Origin of the sequence: Listeria sp. ILCC797, from assembly GCF_900186185.1 — a bacterium.
Lineage (GTDB): Bacteria > Bacillota > Bacilli > Lactobacillales > Listeriaceae > Listeria > Listeria goaensis.
This window is the reverse complement of sequence record NZ_FYBS01000005.1, coordinates 136,532-153,108: the sequence shown is the minus strand read 5'-3', so window position 1 is coordinate 153,108 and position 16,577 is coordinate 136,532. Positions and strand designations below refer to the sequence as shown.

Genomic DNA, 16,577 nt, shown 5'->3' with positions numbered 1-16,577 from the left:
TTTAAAATTCCGCAAGTTCCCGCATTTTATCTAAAATCTTATCCGGATTGATCATGAAATATTTTTCCATTGTTGGTGAGAATGGCATTGCTGGCGTATCTGGACCAGCTAAGCGCGCAATTGGCGCATCCAAGTCGAATAAACAATGTTCTGAAATAATTGCCGCCACTTCTCCAATAATGCTACCTTGTTTATTGTCTTCGGTCACTAAAAGGACTTTCCCAGTCTTTTTAGCCGCTTCAATAATGGCTTCCTCATCAAGCGGGTAAATCGTCCGCAAATCTAAAATATGCGCCTCATACCCGTCACTAGCTAGCCTTTCTGCCGCCTGTTGCGCGAATTCAACGGCAAGCCCGTAGGTAATGATCGTAATATCATCCCCTTCGCGTACAACATTGGCTTTTCCAATTGGAACCGTGTAGTCCGTCTCTGGAACTTCCCCTTTAAGCAAACGATAAGCTCTCTTATGTTCAAAGAAAAGCACTGGGTCGTTATCGCGAATCGCCGCTTTTAGCAACCCTTTTGCGTCGTAGGGGTTCGATGGAACGACGATTTTTAGCCCCGGTTGGCCGAAGAATACTTTTTCGACGGACTGCGAGTGATAAAGTGCTCCGTGGACGCCGCCACCAAAAGGCGCGCGAATGACCATCGGAACAGTCCAGTCGTTGTTTGAACGGTAGCGAATTCTTGAGGCTTCGGAAATAATCTGATTGACTGCTGGCATAATGAAGTCCGCAAATTGCATTTCAGCTACAGGACGATAGCCATACATAGCCGCCCCGATGCCAACACCTGCTATCGCTGATTCAGCGAGCGGCGTGTCGATAACACGTTCTTCACCAAATTTATCATAAAGTCCTGCTGTTGCTTTAAAAACGCCGCCTTTTTTACCGACATCTTCTCCTAAAATAAATACTTTATCATCGCGTTCCATTTCTTCGCGAAGCGCCATCGTAATGGCATCAATATATGAAATGACTGGCATTTTTACTCCTCCTCCGCATTCTCTTCGTATACATGTAGAAGTGCTGATTCCGGCTCCGCGTATGGTGCATTTTCCGCATATTCTGTCGCCTCATTCACTTCTTTTGCAATTTCTTTTTCAAGTTTTTGCAAAATTTCTTCTGTCAAAACGCCTGCTTCTAAAAGCTCGTTTTGGAAGATAAGCAGCGGATCTTTTGCTTTCGCATCATTCACTTCTTCTTTCGAACGGTACGCGCTATCATCATCATCAGAAGAGTGTGGCGTAAAACGGTATGAAACTGTTTCAATTAACGATGGGCCTTCACCCGCACGAGCGCGGTCCACAGCGCGTTTGAATGCTGTATAGACTTCGGTAATATTATTTCCATCCACACGTTCACCCGGCATGCCGTAACCAATGGCACGGTCAGAAAGTTGTTTCGCCGCATATTGTTTTTCTGCAGGTACACTAATCGCGTATTTATTATTATGAATGACATAAACCACAGGTAATTTATGCACACTAGCAAAGTTAATTCCTTCATGGAAATCACCTTGATTAGAAGAACCTTCACCTGTTGATGTATAAGCGACAATATTTTCGCCAGCCATACGAGCAGCTAACGCAATCCCTGCCGCATGTGGGAATTGTGTCGTAACAGGAGAACTTTGGGTGACAATGCGCTGCGCTTTATGCCCGAAATGGGCGGGCATTTGTCGTCCACCTGAATTCGGATCTTCTGCTTTGGCAAACGCAGAAAGCATAATATCTTTCGCTGTCATTCCAAATGCAAGAACAACTGCTAAATCTCGGTAATACGGCAAACAATAGTCTGCATCTAAATCAAAGGCATAAGCCGCACCAATTTGTGCGATTTCCTGCCCTTGCCCAGAAATTGTAAATGGAATTTTCCCTGAGCGATTTAATAGCCACATACGTTCATCTAAACGACGCGCTAATAAAGTCGTACGAAACATTTCCAGTAATTTTTCATCAGATAATCCAGTATCTTTTAAAGCCATTATCTTTCCTCCTAATTATCAATCAAGGTATTTATTACCCGTGAATTTGATTCCCATCAACAGTAAGAGCTGCTTCTGCAAAAGCCTCTGATAAAGTTGGATGCGGATGAATCGTCGCCCCAATTTCCCAAGCTGTCGCATCAAGCACTTGTGCAAGAGCTGCTTCACTAATCATGTCCGTCACATGCGGTCCAATCATCGACACACCAAGGAGATCATCTGTTTCTTTGTCTGAGCAAACCTTAACAAATCCGTCAGATTCCCCAAAAACAAGTGCTTTCCCAATGCCGCGGAAAAAGAATTTCCCTTTTTTCACCGCATGTCCACGTTCTTTTGCGATGTCTTCGCTCATTCCGACACTCGCAATTTCTGGTGAAGTATAAATACAACGTGGAACCAAGTCATAATTTAATTTTTCCACCTGCTTGCCAGCAATGAAGTTCGCCGCAATCGTTCCCTCGTGCATCGCAACATGTGCCAATTGAAGCGTTGGGATACAGTCGCCAATTGCAAACATATGGCTTTCCTTTGTTTGATAAACATCATTCACTTGAATAAAACCTTTTTCAACAACAACATCTGTATTTTCTAAACCGATATTTTCAACATTAGCCGCGCGACCAACAGACACAAGCATTTTTTCAGCTGTAAATGTTTGCTTTTCGCCCTTAACAAGCGCATCAATCGTGACAGAGCCATCTTTTTTGATTAAAGAATCCGCCTGAACTTCTGCACTCGTAACCATTTTAATTTTTTTCTTTTTAAAGAGCCTCATGAGTTCTTTCGAGATTTCTTTATCTTCCGTTGGGATGATTCGGTCTGCATATTCGAGAACCGTAACATCAACGCCAAAATCGTGCAGCATCGAAGCCCATTCCATACCGATTACACCGCCACCAACGATTAAAATTGACTTCGGCAAAGCTTCCATTTGGAGCGCCCCGTCAGATGAGAATACATCTTTTTCATCAAGTTCGAGTCCTTTTAAAGAGCGTGGTCTTGAGCCTGTTGCGATAATAAGATTTTTTGAAATAAGCATTTCATTTTCAGAGCCGTCAAGAAATTCGACGGATACCGTTCCTGCTGTAGGCGAGAAAATAGATGGACCTAAAATCGTTCCTTTTCCTTCGTATAGGTCGATTTTCCCTTGTTTAAACAGTTGATGGATACCATTTGTTAATTGCTCCACAATTTTCGCTTTGCGTTCTTGTGCCTTTAAGAAATTAAGCGATGCACCACCTTCAACTGTAACACCAAATTCTTCTGCTTTTTTTACAGTTTGAAAAACTTCAGCAGAGCGCAGTAGTGCTTTACTCGGAATACAACCTCGATGTAAGCATGTTCCGCCTAGTTTATCTTTTTCAACAACCGCTACAGATAAGCCATTTTTTGCCGCACTAATCGCTGCAACATAACCACCTGTTCCGCCGCCCAAAACGACTACATCATACTCTTTCGCCATCTAAAAATCCTCCTCCTAGTATTCTAAAGCAATCTCTTGTCCTAACAAAATTCGCTGTGCGCCTTCATTTAAAGCCTTCATTTCGTCTTCACCTGGTGAGACAATAACCTTGGCAATCCAAGACGTCAGCTCCGTTATTTTCTTCGTAAAAGAAGCGCTCCTTGCAAGCCCGCCAGTTAAAATAATGGCATCCACTTCACCAGTAAAATGCACAGCAAGACTCGCGATTTCCTTACTCACTTGAAGGGCCATCGCATCAAAAATGAGCGCTGCGTATTCATCACCATTTGCAATCATCTTTTCAACTTCACGCATGTCCGTCGTACCTAGATACGAAGCAACGCCGCCCTCACCCATAAGTTGCTTTTGCAATTCTTCTTTTGAATGATTTTGGTCAAAACACGCGTCTAGAAATGCGTTAAGCGGTATAGTTCCAGCGCGTTCAGGGCTAAATGGACCTTCGCCGCCTAGCGCATTATTCACATCAATAGCAAACCCGTCCTTATGCGCCGCAACCGAAATACCACCGCCTAGATGTGCAATAATAAAGCGACTCGCTTCATACTCCTGGCCTAGCTCACTTGCTATCTTACGCGCCGTAGCCTTATGATTTAGCGCATGAAAGATACTAATTTTTTCATAATCCTTATGACCAGAAATACGCGCTACTGGTTCTAATTCATCAACCACAACCGGATCCACAATATAAATCGGAATTTGAAAGCCCTCGCCTAATTCAGCCGCAATTAAACCACCTAAATTAGATGCATGCTGCCCTGAAACACCAATTCGTAAATCCTGAATCATGTTCTCCGTTACCTTATACGTGCCACCTTTTAGTGGCCTTAAAAGCCCTCCACGTCCCACAATAGCATCAAGTTCCTCAAGCGAAAATGCTTTGCTTCGCAACGTTCGAATGATGATTTCCTTACGAAATTGAAGCTGTTCAAGAATTGTTCGAAACCCCTTTAATTCTTCATGTGAATGCCTTATTTCTTCTTCAAAACGTAAAGTATGTCCATCAAAAATTGCGAGTTTTGTTGATGTTGAACCTGGATTAATCGCAAGTACTGTAAAGCTCATTTCTGCCCCCTTCTAGCGCTAATCGCCTACTGAATTAAATTTGTGAAATTTATTATGTGTTATCAGTTATTTCAGCACTATTGTAACATGCACGCTTCACAATCCAAAAACTCTTTGCATCAAAAACAAAGAAAACGCTTTATTCCGATTTTTATAACATATTCAGACCATTCTGCCAGTTAATAAAAAGGGCAATATTACATTTAATTTTGAATCACTTGCAAAAAAAATTACCATCAGGACTTTCGAATCAACAATGCTATCATAAATGAACTTAATCCGCATTTTCAGTAGGCCTCATAAAATATCTGCACTCTTCACAGAAGGAATTCTAAATAGTGTCTTTCATAGGCGGCTCATGCTTTGAGACTTTCTCGCTAAAGTCTCAAAGCGCACTTGACCTTGCTAAGAATTTCATCATTCTAATAACGAGGAGCTGCGTTTTAATTTACGTGAATTTAGAGTTTTCCACTAATCTGCTTAAAGTTATTTTCTTCGTTACTATTTCCTCATACTCCGCATCATCTATTTTTTCTCCTAAATCAGGTGCACTTTTTCATCACGTAATCTGTTGCAAATAAGATGATATGGCAGAACAACCTCTTCGTCCGAACTCGTTTGAAAACTTCCAAACCACCATGACGACTAAAACAAAAACTTAACTTTTGGATGAAAGCAAGTTTTACCGTCCCTAAAATGATTGCATCACTCTTGGCTTTCCCATAAAAAAAGATAGCTACATTAAAAATTAGTAGTTGTTTTTATAGGTAGGTAATAAAACTTACTCTTATATTTTAAACAAAAAGCTTTTCGTATGCAAGCAATTTTGTTTTTTTATCGTGCGGATTTCGTCTTACTTGCTTGGGAAAGCATTTCTTCCGCATGTTGTTTCGCTAGCTCAGTAACTTCTGTCCCCGCAATCATCCGACTGATCTCCAAACTTTTTTCAGCTCCGTGAAGAATTTCCACGTTAGTAGACGTTCGTTCATTTTCAATATTTTTCGTAATATAGTAATGATGATCCGCCATTGCCGCAACTTGCGGTAAATGCGTAATACAAAGGACTTGTGATCCCACCGAAACCGCGTAAATTTTTTCAGCAATAGCCTGTGCCACGCGCCCGCTTACTCCCGTATCCACTTCATCAAAAATAATCGACGTAATCCCTTGATGCTTCGAAAAAATCGTTTTCAGCGCCAACATCATACGCGATAGCTCACCGCCTGAAGCAATTTTCGTCATCGGTTTTGCCGGCTCCCCAGGATTTGTAGACATATAAAAAACCACTTCATCTTGCCCCGTTTCTGAATACTCTTCTTTGGTTGAAAAATGGACCTCAAATATGGCTTTTTCCATATACAGTTGACTGAGTTCTTGCTTAATTTGCGCTTCCAATTGGGTGGCGGCTTTTTTTCTTAGGGAAGTTAGGCGCGTGGCTTTTTCAGCGACTTGTTTTGCCAGCCGTTCGACGTTTTCCGAAAGTTCACCAACATGTGCTTCGCTATTCGCGAGTTTTTGAATTTCATCTTGGATTTCAAGATGGTAAGCCATTATGTCTTCCACCTTTTTCCCGTATTTCCGTTTCAATTGGTTCATTTCCGCCAAGCGATTTTCAATTTCGTTCAATTGCTCTGGCTGGAATTCCATCTGCTCAAGCGCCTGTCTAATTTGCATCGCCGCATCTTCCAATTGGTAATAGCTTGATGCAATGGTTTCGTGTACGCTATCAAAATCGGGCGACACGCCTTTTGCCGTTTCCATCTGATGCATCGCCTCACTCACAGCTGAAAGTCCGCCAGAATCTGCTTGAAGCGCACTATACGCGCCATTCAAATTTTCATTTAATTTCTCGAAATTGGCCAGAATATTTTTTTCCGCAAGAAGGGTTTCTTCTTCGCCAGCTTCCAAGTGGGCAGCTTCAATTTCCTGATTTTGAAATTGAAGCATATCTAAGCGCTGTGCGAGTTCTTGTTCATTTTTTGTGAAATCGCGAAATTCTTTTTGCGCCTTTTTATACAAAGTAAAAGTTTCTTCATATTCTTGAAGCGGTTTTGTTTCGCCGCTGTACCGGTCGAGAAGTGTAAGGTGAAACTCGTCATGCATCAACTCTTGGTGCTCATGCTGACTATGAATATCAATTAATTTGGAACCAATATCTCGAAGAAGCACTGTTGTCACAAGCTTCCCGTTTATGCGACAAACATTTTTCCCGCTTCTAAACATGGTTCGCTCTAACACAACCATATTATCCGTTGCATCGATACCGTTCTCCGCAAGTGTTTTTTGCGCAGCGATGTTATCTTCTGCAAGGATAAATAAACCTTCTAAAGAAAGCTTATCTTCGCCGTGGCGAATGAAATGACTTGATCCCCGGCCACCTACAAGTAAACCGAGAGCATCGATAATAATCGATTTCCCAGCACCTGTTTCACCGGTTAAAACGGTCATTCCTTCTTCAAAAGACAGAGAAAGAGATTCAATGATAGCCAAATTTTTAATCGTTAATTCTTGTAACACCTGCCGAAGTCCTCCTTTTTATAACATTTCCACTAAACGTTCTGAAACTTTTTGTGCGTCTTCTTCCGAGCGACAAATAATTAGACAAGTATCATCGCCACAAAGTGTTCCGGCTTTCTCAGGCCAATTTAAATTATCGAGCAAGGCGCCGATTGCGTTTCCGTTTCCCGGCATTACTTTTAAAAGCAATATAAACTGAACTGTATCAATACTAATAAAGCAGTCAACTAGCGTACGCTTTAATTTTTGCTGTGGGTTGAATTTGTTATCAGCAGGCAAACTATACTTATATGTTCCATTTTGTGTTGGCACTTTCACCAAATGAAGTTCCTTAATGTCACGAGAAATGGTTGCCTGCGTAACTTTCACGTCACGCTTTTGCAAAAGTTCTACTAATTCTTCTTGCGTATCAATCTCATTTGAAGTTACAAGTTCACGGATAATAATGTGTCGATGACCTTTATTCACTATTTTTCACCTCGCGTTATTTTTTATATCTCCATATTAACGAAAAAATCGCATAAAGTCACGGATTTAACGCAAATATTTTTTGAATTGACAAATTTTTATTTATTCATGAGGGTTTATATTTTTTGTAAAATGCGTATAAAATAAAAAAACCAGCATAAAAAACTGGTTTTCTAGTCTAATTGTGTATGTGCAAGCGCAACAATTTTTTCTAGCGCGTGGCTCTCTAATAAAATTTCACCTGATTCATTTCCCGTCCATTTAAGATGCGCAATAAATTCAATATTCCCTTCGCCACCTGTAATCGGTGAGAAATCAATGCCTAGCACATTAAAACCAAGCTTTGCGGCTTCCGTTAAAATATCTTCTAAAACCGCTAAATGAATTTTAGGATCGCGCACAATACCTTTTTTCCCAACATTTTCTTTCCCTGCTTCAAATTGCGGTTTAATCAGTGTCATCACATCGCCGCCAGTTACAAGCACCGTACGCAAAACAGGCAATATAAGCTTTAAAGAAATAAATGAGACATCAATGGTCGCAAAATCTGCTAAGCCAAGCGTGAAATCTACGGGTGTGACATGCCGGAAATTAGTTCGCTCCATCACGGTAACCCGCGAATCATTGCGCAGCTTCCAAGCTAACTGGTTATAGCCTACATCAAGCGCATATGAATGTTTCGCCCCGTTTTGAAGCGCACAATCTGTGAATCCTCCTGTAGATGAGCCAATATCAAGCATCAATTTATCCCGCACATCAAAATCAAAAACTTGCAGTGCTTTCTCAAGTTTTAATCCGCCTCGACTGACATACGGCAAAGTTTTTCCTTTCACGCGTAGTGCGCTATCCACAGGAATTTTCTCGCCAGGTTTGTCGATTCTCGTATCCGTCCGGAAAACAATTCCCGCCATAATGGCGCGTTTTGCTTTTTCCCTCGTTTCAAAAAGGCCTTGTTCCACTAGCAAAACATCCGCGCGTTCTTTTTTTACACTCATAATAAATTCGCCTTTTGCTTCCCGAAACGCGCAAGCATTTCTTTTATTTTCATTTCAATGCCAGAAACCGATAAGCCATATTCCTCTAAAATGACTTCTACTGAACCGTGGCTTATAAATTCATCTGGCAAGCCTAGTCGACTAATAACGCTGTCGCTATACCCATGTTCTTCTGCAAATTCCAAGACCGCACTGCCGAATCCACCCGCTAAAAGGGCTTCCTCAACCGTTAAAATCGGCATTTTTTTCGCAAAAAGTTGGTGTAAAAGAACTTCGTCAAGCGGTTTGATGAAGCGTGCATTAATAACGCCGACGCGTAATCCTTGTTTGCGTAAGTGGAGAGCCGCCTCACAAGCGATAGAAATGGTTGTGCCAAATGTCAAAATTGCAGCATCTACTGGTTCAATCAATGTTTCAAATTCCCCAATGGGAAGAGCTTCTGCTGCTCCGCTCAAATCAACGCCTAATCCGTTGCCTCTTGGGTAACGAAGTGCGAACGGACCTTCAAACTCATAAGCAGTCTGAATCAGTTGGCGTGCTTCAAATTCATCTTTTGGCATCGCAATCACGATATTTGGAATTCCGCGTAAAAAACTAATGTCAAAAATACCTTGATGCGTCTCACCGTCCCCGCCCACAAGGCCAGCTCGGTCAATTCCAATTATCACATTTAAGTTTTGTCTGCAAACATCGTGGACAACTTGGTCGTAGCCGCGCTGTAAGAAAGTGGAATAAATTGCTAAAAACGGCTTTAAACCTTCCGCAGCAATTCCAGCAGCAAGCGTAACGGCGTGTTGTTCGGCAATCCCTACGTCGAAAAAGCGTTCTGGAAATTCTAAAGCAAATTTTTCTAGCTTAGAGCCGACTGGCATAGCTGGTGTAATCGCAACAATTCGCTCATCTTTTCTCGCTAGTTCCAAAATGCCTTCACTAATGACCTCACTCCATGCCGGCGCATCTGTTACAGGTTTAATAAAAGCACCTGTTTCAACTTTGTACGGTCCCGTGCCGTGCCATGTTCCTCGCTTATCAGTTTCAGCAGGAGCATAGCCTTTTCCCTTCGTCGTGACAACATGAATAAGCGTTGGCCCCTTCACCTTTTTAGCAAATTCAAGATTCGTAATTAAATCTTGATAGTCGTGACCGTTCACCGGTCCTAAATATGTGTAACCCATTTCTTCAAAGAAAGTTCCTTGGACGAGCAAATATTTTACGCTATCTTTTACTCTTTCTGCAAAACCAGCGATTTTATCTCCCGCTGTAGGAATTTTTTTCATTGCCGCCTCTAAATCTTTTTTGGCACGTTTAAATTTACCCGAAGTTCGTAGCTTTCCGAGCATATTGTGCATCGCACCAACGTTTGGTGCAATCGACATATTATTATCATTTAAAATTACAATCACTTCTTTTCCCATATCGCCTATATGATTAAGTGCCTCTAGCGCCATTCCGCCTGTCAAAGCACCGTCACCGATAATAGGCACGACATGAAAATGTTCGTTTTTTATATCTCGCGCAATTGCCATCCCTGCTGCTGCGGAAAGAGAAGTAGAACTATGTCCCGTTTCAAAAACGTCATGAGGAGATTCTTTTCTTTTTGGAAAACCATCTAATCCGCCCTGTTGCCTAAGTGTATCAAATTTATCTGCCCTACCCGTTAAAATTTTATGCACATATGACTGATGCCCAACATCCCAAATAAATTTGTCATCTGGGCTTTGGAAAGCATAATGAAGTGCAATCGTCAGTTCAACTACACCTAAATTAGGTCCAATATGGCCACCTGTAACCGAAGTAGATTCAATCAAAAACTTTCTAATCTCTGCGGCTAACTCTTCCATTTCAGGTATCGCCATATCTTTTAAGAAGGCAGGATCCTTAATTTTAAAAAGATCCAATAGAAACAGCTCTCTTTCTTCATAATTTAATAAAAAGTGCCCATTCTATTTGGGCTTATTTGCCATTACTTGAAATCATTATATCATTTTCAATCTGTTTCACCAAGTGAATTCAAGTGAAAATACTTTTAGACAACAAAAAAAGCAAACCTCAAAATTGAGATTTGCTTTTGATTTTAAAATAGTAATTACGCTTTGTTAACGTTAGCCGCTTGTGGTCCACGAGCGCCTTCTTCTACGTCAAAAGTAACTGCTTGACCTTCGTCTAAGCTTTTAAAACCATCAGATTGGATAGCGCTGAAATGTACGAATACATCGTCTCCACCTTCACGTTCGATAAATCCAAAACCTTTTTCTGCGTTAAACCATTTTACTGTACCTTGTTCCATTTTAAATATTCCTCCTCGTGCTCCCGAGCACATTATATTGTACTATTCTTGCTTATGGCACGAGATGGAATGCTGTTCACAATCGTATCCTTACCCACAAAAATAATGCTATTTAAGCATATCACGTAAGAATCAAAAAAGCAAATGTTTACCTCAAAATAGTGAAACAATTTTTACAACTATTCAATTATCTCGCTTCACAATTAAATCAGCTAGACCAATTAAGAAATCCGTTTTTAAATCGCTACCTTGAAGTGCTGCAATTGCCAAATGATAATGCTCGTCTAACGCTTGCTTTGCACCGTCAAGTGTTAATAAACTTGGATAGGTGCTCTTTTGGTTTCGCTCATCAGAACCTGTTTCCTTACCTAATTTCGCTTTATCCCCTGTCACATCCAAAATGTCATCGCAAATTTGAAAAGCGATTCCAATATTTTGAGCATACGCGCTCAAGCGTTCCTGCTGACTAGCTGACGCATTTCCTAGCACGCTGCCCGCATAGACAGCCGCATGGAGCAGTGCTCCCGTTTTCCGCACATGGACTGATTCTATCTCCTCAAGCGTGAGTTGTTTGCCCTCGCCCGTTAAATCTGCTTGCTGTCCGCCTACCATACCAAGAGCGCCAGCGTTTTTGGCGTAACATTGAATAATTTTTATCCGTTTATTAGCATCAATCGTTTCATCGTTTGCTACTTCCGAAAAAGCCATCGTTAGGAGAGCATCTCCTGCAAGAATAGCCGTTCCTTCATTAAATTTCTTGTGGTTCGTTAGTTTGCCGCGGCGATAATCATCATCATCCATCGCAGGTAAATCATCGTGAATTAAGCTGTATGTATGAATCATTTCGATAGCGCTCGCCGCGTGGCTACCTAAGTTTTTGTCGCCTGATAAAGCATCGATTGTCGCAAAGAGCAAAAGTGGACGAATTCGCTTTCCACCTGCTTGAAGCGAATAGTGCATCGCTTCTTTTAAAAGTGGTTCAATCGCTTCGTTTTCAACTGCGGAAAAGAGGCGTTCTTCAAGTTTTGCTTTATACGTATCTATAAAAGCATCAATGCTTGACAATGTTATTCGCCCTCCACTTCAAACGGCTTCTCTTCGTCCGTTTCCGTTACCACTTTAGCCATCTTCTCCTCAGCCGCTTGTAACTTCGTTTGGCAAAGTTTCGTTAACTCGATTCCTTTTTGATACATATCAAGCGATTCCTCTAAAGATGCATCGCCACTTTCTAAAGCTTCCACAATTGCTTCTAGTTCCTTCATCGCTTCTTCAAAACTTTGTTGTTTTTTTGTTACCATTTATTTTTCCTCCTCTTTGCTCGTCACATTTGCCAGAAAGGCTCCATCGCTTAAAACAACCTTCACTTCATCACCCGCAGAAAGTTCGCGCACTTCTTTCACGACCTTTCCGGCTCTATATGTCACCCCGTAACCTCTTTTTAGGAGGGAAAGCGGACTTAAAAGTTCCAACGCCGAAATATGCTTTTCAAACTCATATCGCTTCAATTTGATGATATCAGTCGTAGCAACTTGTAATCGCCCCGCCAGTTCCTTTGTGTCGCGTTTTGCATCCGCCACTAGGCGTTCGGGTGAAACCAGTTGTAGCCGATTGGAAAATTGTGTCAGACGCGTTTCTTGTTGCCAAATAACCCGCGAAAATGCATTTTGCATCCGCCCCGAAAAATAATCCAAACGTTCAGTCTGCTCATCAAGCAATTTTCTTGGCCCACGTAGCAAAAGTCGCTCCCGCTTCGCTCGCAAATTGACTTCAGAACGCTCTAAAGTTTGCCGCATTAAATTTGTTAGCCGATACTTCCGTTCAAGTAAACGTTCATTTAAATCTTGATAGTGTGGCACCGCGAGTTCCGCAGCAGCAGTTGGAGTCGCCGCCCGAACGTCCGCCGCAAAATCAGCAAGCGAAAAGTCCGTTTCATGCCCGACCGCTGAAATGATAGGCACGTCGGAATCGAAAACCGAGCGTACTACGATTTCTTCATTGAATGCCCAAAGCTCTTCGAGTGAGCCACCACCTCGTCCAATAATCATCAGATCAATGTCGTTGCGCGCATTAATACGGGCAATATTTTCTGCTATTTTACGAGCAGCCGTTTCTCCTTGAACAAGTGTTGGGAAAACGAGTACTTCCACACTGGGCATTCTGCGGTGAATCGTCGTCAAAATATCGCGTACCGCAGCCCCAGTTGCACTTGTCACGACAGCAATTTTAGAAGGGAAAGAAGGAAGCACTTTTTTATGCGCTGCATCAAAAAGTCCTTCCTTGTCTAATTTAGCTTTTAATTGTTCAAATTGAACGTATAGCGCACCGACGCCGTCTGGTTCCATGCTGTCCACGTAAAATTGATAGCGTCCTGCCTTATTGAAGACGGACACTCGACCGGTCACGAGAACGTTCATGCCATCTTCTGGTTGAAATGGCAATTTGGCAACTGATTTTGCAAACATGACAGAACGAAGCATGGCCGCTTCATCTTTTAACGTAAAATAAATGTGGCCGCTCGCAGGTGTTTTTAAATTCGAAATTTCCCCTTTGACAAAAACTTGTTTTAAATATGGGTCTGCCTCAAATTTGCGTTCAATGTATTTTGTAAGTGCTTCAACTGTTAAATATTTTTCTTGCAAAATCATCACGTCCAATTTTTATTGCTTATTATAAATTCGTTTTGCGGCTTTTAGCGTGTTCGTAAGGAGCATTGTAATCGTCATTGGACCAACGCCGCCTGGAACAGGTGTGATATAGCCTGCTTGTTGGAAGACATCGTCATAATCGACATCGCCGCACAATTTGTTGTTTTCATCGCGGTCCATGCCGACATCGATGACAATTGCGCCTGCTTTGACATAGTCTTTTTTCACAAATTTAGCAAGGCCGGTTGCGACAACTAAAATATCCGCTTCACTTGCGACTTCTGCTAAATCTTTTGTTCGGCTATGCGCAATTGTTACGGTTGCATTTTCTTGCAATAAAAGTTGCGCAACTGGTTTTCCGACGATGTTACTTCGTCCAATGACAACCGCGCGCTTGCCTTCAATTGTTTCACCTGTTGATTTGATGAGCTCAATAATCCCTGCTGGCGTGCACGGAACAAGCGAATCTTTGCCAACGAATAAGTTGCCAACGTTAAGAGGATGGAACCCGTCTACATCCTTCAGTACGGAAATCGTGTCAATGACCTTTTCCTCCGAAATATGTTTAGGAAGTGGCAGTTGCACTAGAATCCCGTGAATGGTTTCGTCTTCGTTTAGATCTTTGACGGTTTGGAGCAGCTTTTCTTCTGAAACATCTTCTGGAAGTTCGATAAGTACTGACTTCATGCCGCTTTCTTCTGTGCGCTTTTGTTTATTTCTTACATATGTACGTGACGCTTGGTTATTTCCTACGAGCACAACTGCAAGCCCTGGTTGTTTGCCTTCGCTTTTTAGCGCGCTAACTTCTTTCGTTACATGTTCCTGAATCTCTTTTGCTAATTTTTTACCATCAATAACTTGTGCCATCTTCATTGCCCCCTTGAAAACTTATGATTAAATAGACTTGGCGAAAAATACTTTTTTCACCAAATCTACAGTAAAACCATTAATCGTTTTGTGCAATATTTGCGAGTACGCCATTGATAAATTTGCTTGCTTTTTCATCGCTATAAATCTTTGCGATTTCAATTGATTCATTTAAACTTACACGATCTGGCACATCTTCTAAAAAGAGCATTTCAAATGCGCTAACTCGCAAAATGGAGAGGTCAACTTTATTTAAGCGGCTTAGTTGCCAATTATCTAGATGTGCTTCGATTTTTTGATCAAGTTCGCTTTTATGTTCTGTCACTCCATTTACAAGTGTTTCAACATAATCATCTTGTTCCTCATCCATCACATTTTGAATCGCCTGCTCGACTGGCATTTCATTCAATTCCATTTGGAATAAAGCTTGAAGCGCTCTTTCGCGTGCTTCTCTTCTTTTCATTTTAATACTCCTTTAAAAACGTCTCTTAAAATGTTAGGTCATCAAAAGAAAGCGATTCGGTTTTTTCAAATTGAACGCCTACAATGTGCACATTGACTTCTAAAACATGAAGTCCTGTCATGCTGAAAATTGTATCGCGAACCGTATTTTGGATGCTTTCAGCGACTAGCGGAATGCTTGCACCGAATAAAACTGTGCAATAGATTTCAACCGTGATGCCTTCTTCTAGTAAATCCACTTTGACACCTTTACGATAGTTCACTGCCCCGCCAAAACGTTCACGCATTTCTGTCGCAAAACCGCCTTGCATGGCCGCCACTTGCTCTACTTCATTTGCTGCAAGTCCAGCAATGACACCAATAACCTCAGGCGCAATTTCAATCTTCCCAAGCGGTTCGTCCTGTCCTTTACGTAAATCTTTTGTATAGGCCATAAATTACTCCTCCTCAGTGTTTTTCATTACATCATTTTTTTCTAAAAACTTCGTATTGAAATCTCCTGAACGAAACGCCTCTGTTTCAAGCACTTTTATGTGGAATGGAATGGTGGAAGGAATTCCATCAATCGCAAATTCGGAAAGCGCGCGTTTCATTTTTTCGATAACTTCTTCGCGTGTATCGGCGTAACAGATTAATTTTGCAATCATTGAGTCGTAAAACGGCGGAATTTTATAATTTGGATAGGCTGCCGAATCGATTCGAACACCGTTTCCACCTGGCGGCAAGTAAAATTTAATTTCACCTGGCGCTGGCATAAAGTTGCGTTCTGGATTTTCAGCATTAATGCGGCATTCCATTGCCCAACCGCTTAATTTCACGTCTTGTTGCTTGATGGTTAATTCTTCACCAGAAGCTACTAAAAACTGTTGTTTCACGAGGTCAATCCCTGTAACAAGTTCAGTAACAGGATGTTCAACTTGGATACGCGTATTCATTTCCATGAAATAAAAGCTTTTTTCTTTTGGTTCGTAAATGAACTCAATTGTGCCGGCGCCTGAATAATGAACAGCTTTTGCCGCTTTAACTGCAGCGCGTCCCATTTTTTGTCGTGTTTTTTCATCGAGGGCTGGTGATGGACTTTCTTCAATTAGCTTTTGTAAGCGGCGTTGAATGGTACAGTCGCGTTCCCCGAGGTGAATAACGTTGCCATGATTATCCGCCATAATTTGAATTTCCACATGTCTAAAGTCTTCGATGAATTTTTCAATATAAACACCCGGATCACCGAATGCTGCTTCAGCTTCTGCTTGGGTCGTTTTGATACCAGAAATTAATTTCTCTTCACTCTCCGCAACGCGAATTCCTTTTCCGCCGCCGCCAGCTGTTGCTTTAATGATGACTGGATAGCCAATTTTCTTAGCAATTTTCTTACCTTCTTCGGCATCTTGAACGATTCCTTGTGAGCCGGGAACAACTGGAACTCCGGCTTTCCGCATCGTTTCGCGTGCAACATCCTTCGTTCCCATTTGCGAAATAGCTTCCGCGCTTGGGCCGATAAAGGTAATATTGCAATCAGCACATAAATCCGCAAAATCGGCATTTTCTGCTAAAAAGCCGTATCCGGGATGAATAGCATCACAATTTGTTAAAACAGCGACGCTAATAATATTTGACATGTTTAAATAACTATCTTTTGTTGCGGCTGGACCAACGCAGTAAGCTTCATCAGCTAATTGACTATGTAAAGCATCGCGGTCAGCTTCAGAATAAATCGCAACCGTTTCAATTCCCATCTCTTTTGCAGCACGAATAATACGAACGGCAATTTCGCCACGATTGGCAATCAATACTTTTTTAATCATTTC

The 16,577-nt window shown here is 41.7% G+C and carries 16 protein-coding genes; all 16 read right to left on the bottom strand.

The window, feature by feature from the left end:
* Position 1: 1 nt before the first annotated feature.
* Positions 2 to 985 carry an alpha-ketoacid dehydrogenase subunit beta gene (locus BN1609_RS07065; RefSeq protein ID WP_088809970.1) on the bottom strand — a complete coding sequence of 328 codons (984 nt, stop codon included), beginning with the start codon at positions 983 to 985 and terminating at the stop codon, positions 2 to 4.
* A 2-nt stretch (positions 986 to 987) separates the two neighbouring features.
* The gene (locus BN1609_RS07060; RefSeq protein WP_088809969.1) at positions 988 to 1,986 is read right to left on the bottom strand and encodes a thiamine pyrophosphate-dependent dehydrogenase E1 component subunit alpha; all 999 of its coding nucleotides are present in this window, start codon (positions 1,984 to 1,986) and stop codon (positions 988 to 990) included.
* Between the two features lie 34 nt (positions 1,987 to 2,020).
* Complete coding sequence (gene lpdA / locus BN1609_RS07055; RefSeq protein WP_088839259.1) at positions 2,021 to 3,448, bottom strand: dihydrolipoyl dehydrogenase; 1,428 nt, start codon at positions 3,446 to 3,448, stop codon at positions 2,021 to 2,023.
* A 15-nt stretch (positions 3,449 to 3,463) separates the two neighbouring features.
* On the bottom strand, positions 3,464 to 4,531 hold the full coding sequence (buk, locus tag BN1609_RS07050; RefSeq protein ID WP_088809965.1) for a butyrate kinase: 1,068 nt from the start codon (positions 4,529 to 4,531) through the stop codon (positions 3,464 to 3,466).
* Positions 4,532 to 5,365: 834 nt separating this feature from the next.
* Positions 5,366 to 7,048, bottom strand: a complete 1,683-nt coding sequence (gene recN / locus BN1609_RS07045; protein WP_088809964.1) for a DNA repair protein RecN — start codon at positions 7,046 to 7,048, stop codon at positions 5,366 to 5,368.
* A gap of 18 nt (positions 7,049 to 7,066) precedes the next feature.
* Positions 7,067 to 7,516, bottom strand: a complete 450-nt coding sequence (gene ahrC / locus BN1609_RS07040; protein ID WP_088809963.1) for a transcriptional regulator AhrC/ArgR — start codon at positions 7,514 to 7,516, stop codon at positions 7,067 to 7,069.
* A 173-nt stretch (positions 7,517 to 7,689) separates the two neighbouring features.
* Positions 7,690 to 8,511, bottom strand: coding sequence for a TlyA family RNA methyltransferase (locus BN1609_RS07035; RefSeq protein WP_088840708.1), 822 nt, complete (start codon positions 8,509 to 8,511; stop codon positions 7,690 to 7,692).
* Positions 8,508 to 10,409 (bottom strand): 1-deoxy-D-xylulose-5-phosphate synthase, encoded by a 1,902-nt coding sequence (dxs, locus tag BN1609_RS07030; RefSeq protein WP_088815838.1) that lies wholly within the window; start codon positions 10,407 to 10,409, stop codon positions 8,508 to 8,510. Before dxs ends, BN1609_RS07035 begins: the two co-directional genes overlap by 4 nt.
* A 188-nt stretch (positions 10,410 to 10,597) precedes the next feature.
* The gene (locus BN1609_RS07025; RefSeq protein WP_007474297.1) at positions 10,598 to 10,798 is read right to left on the bottom strand and encodes a cold-shock protein; all 201 of its coding nucleotides are present in this window, start codon (positions 10,796 to 10,798) and stop codon (positions 10,598 to 10,600) included.
* Between the two features lie 183 nt (positions 10,799 to 10,981).
* Positions 10,982 to 11,863 (bottom strand): polyprenyl synthetase family protein, encoded by an 882-nt coding sequence (locus BN1609_RS07020; RefSeq protein ID WP_088825618.1) that lies wholly within the window; start codon positions 11,861 to 11,863, stop codon positions 10,982 to 10,984.
* A 2-nt stretch (positions 11,864 to 11,865) separates the two neighbouring features.
* Positions 11,866 to 12,096: an exodeoxyribonuclease VII small subunit gene (xseB, locus tag BN1609_RS07015; protein ID WP_088815840.1), complete on the bottom strand. Its 231-nt coding sequence runs from the start codon at positions 12,094 to 12,096 to the stop codon at positions 11,866 to 11,868.
* Positions 12,097 to 13,440: an exodeoxyribonuclease VII large subunit gene (xseA, locus tag BN1609_RS07010; protein ID WP_240310338.1), complete on the bottom strand. Its 1,344-nt coding sequence runs from the start codon at positions 13,438 to 13,440 to the stop codon at positions 12,097 to 12,099.
* Between the two features lie 15 nt (positions 13,441 to 13,455).
* Positions 13,456 to 14,310, bottom strand: coding sequence for a bifunctional methylenetetrahydrofolate dehydrogenase/methenyltetrahydrofolate cyclohydrolase FolD (gene folD, locus BN1609_RS07005; RefSeq protein ID WP_088825620.1), 855 nt, complete (start codon positions 14,308 to 14,310; stop codon positions 13,456 to 13,458).
* 79 nt (positions 14,311 to 14,389) lie between these two features.
* Positions 14,390 to 14,773, bottom strand: a complete 384-nt coding sequence (gene nusB, locus BN1609_RS07000) for a transcription antitermination factor NusB (protein WP_088809951.1) — start codon at positions 14,771 to 14,773, stop codon at positions 14,390 to 14,392.
* Positions 14,774 to 14,798: 25 nt separating this feature from the next.
* Complete coding sequence (locus BN1609_RS06995) at positions 14,799 to 15,206, bottom strand: Asp23/Gls24 family envelope stress response protein (RefSeq protein ID WP_007543544.1); 408 nt, start codon at positions 15,204 to 15,206, stop codon at positions 14,799 to 14,801.
* A gap of 3 nt (positions 15,207 to 15,209) precedes the next feature.
* Entirely contained in the window at positions 15,210 to 16,574 is a 1,365-nt protein-coding gene (gene accC, locus BN1609_RS06990; RefSeq protein WP_088809949.1) for an acetyl-CoA carboxylase biotin carboxylase subunit, read from the bottom strand.
* Positions 16,575 to 16,577: the final 3 nt, after the last annotated feature.

Bases quoted from the DNA above. Each gene is read 5' to 3' on its own strand.
- BN1609_RS07065 (WP_088809970.1), bottom strand. From the start codon at position 985: ATGCCAGTCATTTCATATATTGATGCCATTACGATGGCGCTTCGCGAA.
- BN1609_RS07060 (WP_088809969.1), bottom strand. From the start codon at position 1,986: ATGGCTTTAAAAGATACTGGATTATCTGATGAAAAATTACTGGAAATG.
- lpdA (WP_088839259.1), bottom strand. From the start codon at position 3,448: ATGGCGAAAGAGTATGATGTAGTCGTTTTGGGCGGCGGAACAGGTGGT.
- buk (WP_088809965.1), bottom strand. From the start codon at position 4,531: ATGAGCTTTACAGTACTTGCGATTAATCCAGGTTCAACATCAACAAAA.
- BN1609_RS07035 (WP_088840708.1), bottom strand. From the start codon at position 8,511: ATGAGTGTAAAAAAAGAACGCGCGGATGTTTTGCTAGTGGAACAAGGC.
- BN1609_RS07025 (WP_007474297.1), bottom strand. From the start codon at position 10,798: ATGGAACAAGGTACAGTAAAATGGTTTAACGCAGAAAAAGGTTTTGGA.
- xseB (WP_088815840.1), bottom strand. From the start codon at position 12,096: ATGGTAACAAAAAAACAACAAAGTTTTGAAGAAGCGATGAAGGAACTA.
- folD (WP_088825620.1), bottom strand. From the start codon at position 14,310: ATGGCACAAGTTATTGATGGTAAAAAATTAGCAAAAGAGATTCAGGAA.
- nusB (WP_088809951.1), bottom strand. From the start codon at position 14,773: ATGAAAAGAAGAGAAGCACGCGAAAGAGCGCTTCAAGCTTTATTCCAA.
- BN1609_RS06995 (WP_007543544.1), bottom strand. From the start codon at position 15,206: ATGGCCTATACAAAAGATTTACGTAAAGGACAGGACGAACCGCTTGGG.
- accC (WP_088809949.1), bottom strand. From the start codon at position 16,574: ATGATTAAAAAAGTATTGATTGCCAATCGTGGCGAAATTGCCGTTCGT.